This window comes from Paenibacillus sp. 598K, assembly GCF_003851045.1.
Classification (GTDB): Bacteria; Bacillota; Bacilli; order Paenibacillales; family Paenibacillaceae; genus Paenibacillus_D.
On the sequence record NZ_BFBX01000150.1, the window covers coordinates 1 to 5,839 of the forward strand.

Annotated in this window: 5 protein-coding genes; 4 read left to right on the forward strand and 1 reads right to left on the reverse strand. The window is 58.4% G+C overall.

The window, feature by feature from the left end:
- Window positions 1-347 precede the first annotated feature (347 nt).
- Window positions 348-1,751, forward strand: a complete 1,404-nt coding sequence (locus tag PA598K_RS31895) for a hypothetical protein (protein ID WP_128660806.1) — start codon at window positions 348-350, stop codon at window positions 1,749-1,751.
- 30 nt (window positions 1,752-1,781) lie between these two features.
- On the opposite strand, the gene PA598K_RS31900 is transcribed toward PA598K_RS31895, so the two are convergent.
- Window positions 1,782-2,147, reverse strand: a complete 366-nt coding sequence (locus PA598K_RS31900; RefSeq protein ID WP_128660807.1) for a winged helix-turn-helix transcriptional regulator — start codon at window positions 2,145-2,147, stop codon at window positions 1,782-1,784.
- Between the two features lie 139 nt (window positions 2,148-2,286).
- Between PA598K_RS31900 and PA598K_RS31905 the strand changes: the two genes are divergently transcribed.
- From PA598K_RS31905 to PA598K_RS31915, 3 genes are read left to right on the forward strand one after another with little or no spacing between them, the layout of a single operon-like run.
- The gene (locus PA598K_RS31905; protein WP_128660808.1) at window positions 2,287-3,915 is read left to right on the forward strand and encodes an extracellular solute-binding protein; all 1,629 of its coding nucleotides are present in this window, start codon (window positions 2,287-2,289) and stop codon (window positions 3,913-3,915) included.
- On the forward strand, window positions 3,912-4,853 hold the full coding sequence (locus PA598K_RS31910; protein ID WP_128660809.1) for an ABC transporter permease: 942 nt from the start codon (window positions 3,912-3,914) through the stop codon (window positions 4,851-4,853). The genes PA598K_RS31905 and PA598K_RS31910 overlap by 4 nt, the downstream gene beginning before the upstream one ends.
- Window positions 4,854-4,864: 11 nt before the next feature.
- The gene (locus PA598K_RS31915; protein WP_128660810.1) at window positions 4,865-5,734 is read left to right on the forward strand and encodes a carbohydrate ABC transporter permease; all 870 of its coding nucleotides are present in this window, start codon (window positions 4,865-4,867) and stop codon (window positions 5,732-5,734) included.
- Window positions 5,735-5,839 lie beyond the last annotated feature (105 nt).

Here is a 5,839-nt window from a genome sequence, read left to right on the forward strand (position 1 = left end):
AGGAGTTTTTCAACAGCCTGAAAAGTGCACTTAATCGGATTGAAATTCCCTCATAATGTGCCGTTTCCCCAAAACAACTGCGCTTTTGCATTAAAATTCCGATCTCACGCGCTTTGGAGCACAAATAAAGGTATTATCGCAGTTATGTGAGAACAGGACCGCATGAGATCGCTCATACGCATGCCTTGATCGAATCGGGAATGGAGCGAGTCTAGCTCCAAGCCCCCTCATGACCCGCAAGCTGTTAGTGCTCAGGCACCTTTTTGACACCGCCTTACAAAAAAGTGCGTACTACTCAAATTCGGCGATCCCTTTTATACTGGTCACAGGTTAAGGAGGGAAGTCACTTGGACTACAAACTGGACATTGGAGGACGAAATCTCGTGATCGGGACCCGCATCGAGGCCGAGGGATCGACAACAGTCTCCGGGAAGCAGCGCCTCAGCGGCGAGTGGGATCTCGCGCCAGGCGTCTACCGGGCCCGAGAGCTGGCGAGCCAGATCGGCAAGCTGCTGGATGCCGTCTGCGCCCAGCTCGGAAGCGCAACTGCCGCAGGGGTACTCCTCAACAATCTGCAGGCGAGCCTCTCGACGACCGCAAGAGAAGCCGTGTTGCCCGCAGGCTCTCTGGATGCAGATGAAGATTCGCGTGCTTGGGCAGAGCGGGCGGAGCGTATCGGCGCAGAGCTGGCGCAGTGGGCACGGCAATCCCGCATGCTCAGCGCTGCAGCGCAGCCTGGCTCTGCTGAACCACTTGCTCTGCGGAGTCGCTGCGAGCAGCATCTGTGGACGCCGGCAACGGTCGGGCTCCTGATGGGGCCGTCTGGCAATCCCGCCGTGATGCAGCTGTACAATGAATATCTGCATCAGTTCGTGCTGCTGCGAGACCTGCTGCTGCCGTATGAGAATTGGCAGGAGGTTGCGATTCCCGTCGGGAGCCAGCGGAATACGCGAGGATTGCGTTATGTCACGGAGGCGAGAGAGCGATTCCTGACCAGCTTGCTCGTCAAGCGGCTGCCTCATCTCGAGCTGGTACGCTTCGCTCAGGAGTCGCTGCAGCCCGGGGCTGGAGAGACGGGATATGGGTTTCAGTATGAAGGCGGGCTGGTCCTTCCCGCCGCACTCGGACGGACGCCTGCCGCTCCGGCTACGCCACTGCTCCGTTGGTATCCGGCTGTGCTCACGCGTCTCGGCTCGGCGGAGACGTCTGCGGTGGTCTTCGATTATGCCTATGAGGACTACGAGGCTGCGCCGCGCAGTTGGCTAGAGGAGGCAGAGCTGCTCGAGGAGCGCTCTTCGTCTCTGGAGGAGAGCCTCAACCATGTCGATGAAGCCGTCATCGCGGCGCAGCTACCTGTGGAGGGAGGCCGCACTACGCTGACCTACATGATCAAGGACGGCTCGGGAGATATCTACGCTGTGGATGTCGGTCAGATGCTGCGGGGTTATCGGTATCTATATCGGCCAACAGAGGCTCCCCCATCCGCAGAGCAAGCTACGAGCGAAGCGCTCGATGAGCAGGCCGGCCACAGTCCAGCGAGCCTGCTGCGCTTGCCGGGGCTCGCGGACAGCCCCGATGGCGGGGTGCATCGTATCGATACGCAGGGCAACCCGTTGATCCTCTGGGCGCTGCTCGGCAAGCTGCATCCGGCCAATCTCGTGCTGCTGCCCGGCGACACGCCTGCAGCGGTTGAGGCAGCGCAGCATGCGGGTAAGAGCTTCGGGGCCAAATATCTGCTGTCTCCAGTCTAATCGGATAAAACCAGGAACGCCGGAGCTGCGTCAGCCCCGAGATGCAGCCCGGCCCTGCTTGTGCTCTGCGGCCGCATAATCCGAATACGACTCGCCAAATTCGCACAGCTGCTGCAGCACCGATACGAGTCTCTCTCCCCACTCGCTTAGCCGGTACTCTACCTTCGGAGGCGAGACCGGATACACCTTGCGGATGATTAAGCCGTCCTCCTCGAGATCGCGGAGCTGCATCGTCAGCATCTTCTGCGTCGCATTTGGCATCAGCTTCTGCAGCTCGTTGAACCGACAGGTTCTTTGGGACAAAAAGCCGAGGATTAATGGCTTCCATTTGCCGCTGATTAGCCCTAAGGTAATCTCGGACGTACAGGTATAGTCACGTTCGCGAAATGTAATCATTGTCGTCCCTTCTCTCTATTCTTTTCTGTTTGGCACAAAACCAACTATTCCTATCTGTATTTTTAATACATTATAACAGATGCGAACCAGCTTAACTACCCTGCCCACCACTCCCCACGATAAGAAAGGAGCTCTTCCCATGTCTACCATTAAGCCTTCTGCAGGCCTCGCTCTTCTGCTCGTCACTACACTGGCTACAGCCGGCTGCACCGGACCAGGAGCCTCAAGCACTACGAACAACGCAAAGCCCCCGACTCAGACGGAGAACGAAGCGCCAGCAGCGGCTGTCAGTTACCCTATCGCGACGGAGACGACCTTGTCTTATTGGCTGCAAACGCCCACTACCCTCAAACCAAGCATCGACGAGGTTCCCTTCTTCCAGGAATGGCGGCAACGCGTCGGCGTACCGGTCACCTTCGTCGAGGTATCGCCTGCGCAAGCCAAGGAGTCGTTTAGCGTCATGCTGGCCTCCGGCCAGCTGCCCGACATCATCGAGTACAACTGGCAGAGCGGCTTGCCCGGAGGACCAGAAAAGGCGCTGCAGGACGGCTATATCCTGCGCCTCAACGAGCTCATCGACGCGCACGCCCCCAATCTGAAGCGGTATCTGGAGGCGCATCCCGAGATCGACAAGCTCGTGAAGACGGACAACGGGGACTATTATGCGTTTCCTTTCCTGAAGGAAGGCGGGATGACCACCCAATGGGAAGGCCCGGCGCTGCGCAAGGATTGGCTGGCAGAGCTTGATCTGTCGGTGCCCACAACGATCGACGAATGGCATACCGTGCTGACAGCCTTCAAGGAACAAAAAGACGCCCGCGCGCCGCTAACGATCCTCAATGCGCCGAATGCGCTGCAAGGCTTCCTGAACGGAGCATTCGTCGGCGCCTTCGGCGTCAACCGGGGGTTCTATATCGACAAGCAGCAGCAAGTACAATACGGCCCTCTCCAACCCGGGTACAAGCAATTCCTGGAAACGATGAACCAGTGGTATAAGGAAGGTCTGCTCGATCCCAGCTTTACGCAGACTGACCGCAAGGCCCAGGACGCCAATATCGTGAACGGCGACTCCGGCGCCACGATCGCCTCTGGCGCCGGCTTCGACAAGTGGACTCACGCCTTGTCGGCGAACGACCCGGCGGCTGGATTCGTCTTTGCGCCGTATCCGGTCCTGACGACGGGCAAGACGCCAATGTTCGGACAGGAGGCGTGGATGTACGGGGCGGAAGCCTCGGCAGCCGTATCCGCCTCGACCAAGCATCCCGAGCTGGCCGTTCAGTTGCTGGACTATGCCTACAGCGACGAAGGCTATCTGTTTTTTAACTACGGGACGGAAGGGCTGAGCTATACGCTGGCTAACGGCGAGCCCCAACTGACCGAGCTCATCCGCGACAATCCGGACAATCTGTCCTATCTGGAAGCGCTCGGCCTGTACACCCACACGGTCAATCCCGGTCCTTACGTCGCTTCCAAAGCGTTGATCGGTTCGCTGGCGGCGACGGGCGAAGACCACAACTATGACCGTTGGAAGACGGATAACCTGAAGCATGTGCTGCCGCCCGTCTCCATCTCTGCTGACGAGGCCAGTGAATACGCGCGCATCATGGCGGATATCAACACGCTGGTCGACGAGACGTCACTCAAGATGATCCTCGGCACAGAGAGCATCCAGGCTTATGACGATCTGGCGAAAAAGCTGCACTCGCTCCAGATCGGACGAGCGCTGGAGATCCAGCAAGCCGCTTACGACCGCTTCCTGCAGCGATGAAAGGCGCGCTCCCTGCTACGGGCCGGTCGCCGGGCTCTCGGCTGGCCAGAGACTTCAAGCGGCACAAATGGCTGTATGCCATGGCGCTGCCAGTCCTCGCGTATTATGCCATCTTTCAATATCTGCCCCTTTTCGGGGCAGTCATTGCCTTCCAGCATTACACGCCGATGAAAGGCGTCTGGGGGAGCGACTGGGCGGGACTCGAGCATTTCCACACCTTTATCGGCAGCTATTACTTCTGGCGGATCGTGCGCAATACGATCCTGCTCAGCCTGTATTCCCTGCTCTTCGAATTCACTGCGCCGATCCTGCTGGCGCTGCTGCTCCATGAAGTACGGTCCCGAACCATTCGCACGATTGCCCAGACGATCTCCTACATGCCGTATTTCGTCTCGCTCATCGTCGTCTGCGGGGTCGTCAAGGAGCTGACCCGCAGCGGCGGCCCCATCAATCGGTTATTGATGCCCCTGCTCGGAGGAACAGGTCAGGACCTGCTGCAACAGCCGGAGATGTTCCGCAGCATCTACGTGCTCTCCGAGATTTGGCAACGCGCAGGGTGGGAAGCGATCATCTATCTGGCTGCTCTGACGACCATCCATCCGCATCAGTATGAAGCGGCGCGCATCGACGGCGCCAGCAGGTGGCGGCAGATCCGCAGCATCACGCTGCCAGGTCTCCTTCCGACGATTACGATCATGCTGATCCTGCGCATGGGCTACATGATGGACATCGGGTACGAGAAGATCTTGCTGCTCTACAATCCCGTCATCTACGAAACGGCCGACGTCATCTCCACTTTCGTCTATCGCAAAGGCCTGCTCGACAATGACTGGAGCTTCAGCTCAGCCATCGGGCTGTTCAACTCAGCCATCAATCTCGTGCTGCTCTTGACGGCTAACCGAATGAGCCGCCGCATCAATGGGAATAGTCTGTGGTAAGGAGGGCCAGGATGTCACGATCCGACCGAACGCTGGAATGCATCATCTATTTGCTGTTGGCGGTGCTGGTCATCGTCACGCTCTATCCGCTGCTGTATGTCGTGTTCGCCTCGCTCAGCGACGGCGACCAGCTGATGGCGCATACCGGCCTGATGTGGCGGCCGCTCGGCTTCAGCACCCTCGCTTACGAGCGGGCGCTGGCCAACCCTTCCATCTGGACAGGGTACTGGAATACGCTCCGCCTGGTGGCGGGCGGCCTTCTCCTTAACCTGACCTTGACGGTGACAGGAGGCTATGTGCTCTCTCGTCGGGGCGCGCTATGGACAAGACCAATGATGATGGCGATCATCGCTACGATGTTCATCAACGCGGGCATCATTCCGTTTTATCTGGTCGTTCGCGAGCTGGGGCTCATTAATTCGCTTTGGTCGCTGCTGCTGCCGTTTGCGGTCAAGACATTTCATCTCATCATCGTGCGCACTGCGTTTTTGTCCTTGCCGTCCGAGCTGGAGGAATCGGCGGAGATCGACGGAGCATCGCATCTGACGCTGCTCCTGCGCATCATCCTCCCGCTATCTATGCCGGTGATTGCCGTCCTGCTGCTCTACACCGCCGCCGACAAATGGAATATGTGGTTTATTCCGTCCGTGTTCATACAGGATCGCACGCTCTATCCGTTGCAGCTCGTGCTGCGGGAGATCCTCATCAACAATGTCACGGATCAGATCTCATCTGGAGCCGGTGTCGGCGAAGCGCAAAAAATCGGCGAAACGATCAAGTACGCTACGATTGTCATCGCCACGCTGCCAGTCCTGCTCGTCTATCCCTTCCTGCAAAAGCACTTCGTGAAAGGCGCGCTGGTCGGAGCCCTCAAGGGGTGAATGAGCATCGCAACTAATCAATCTCAGTCTGCTCGTCTGGTTCAATGAAGAGGATGGCAGTCTGCTGGCGATAGGCTCCTTGGCGATCTCAGGCGCGATCGTCGC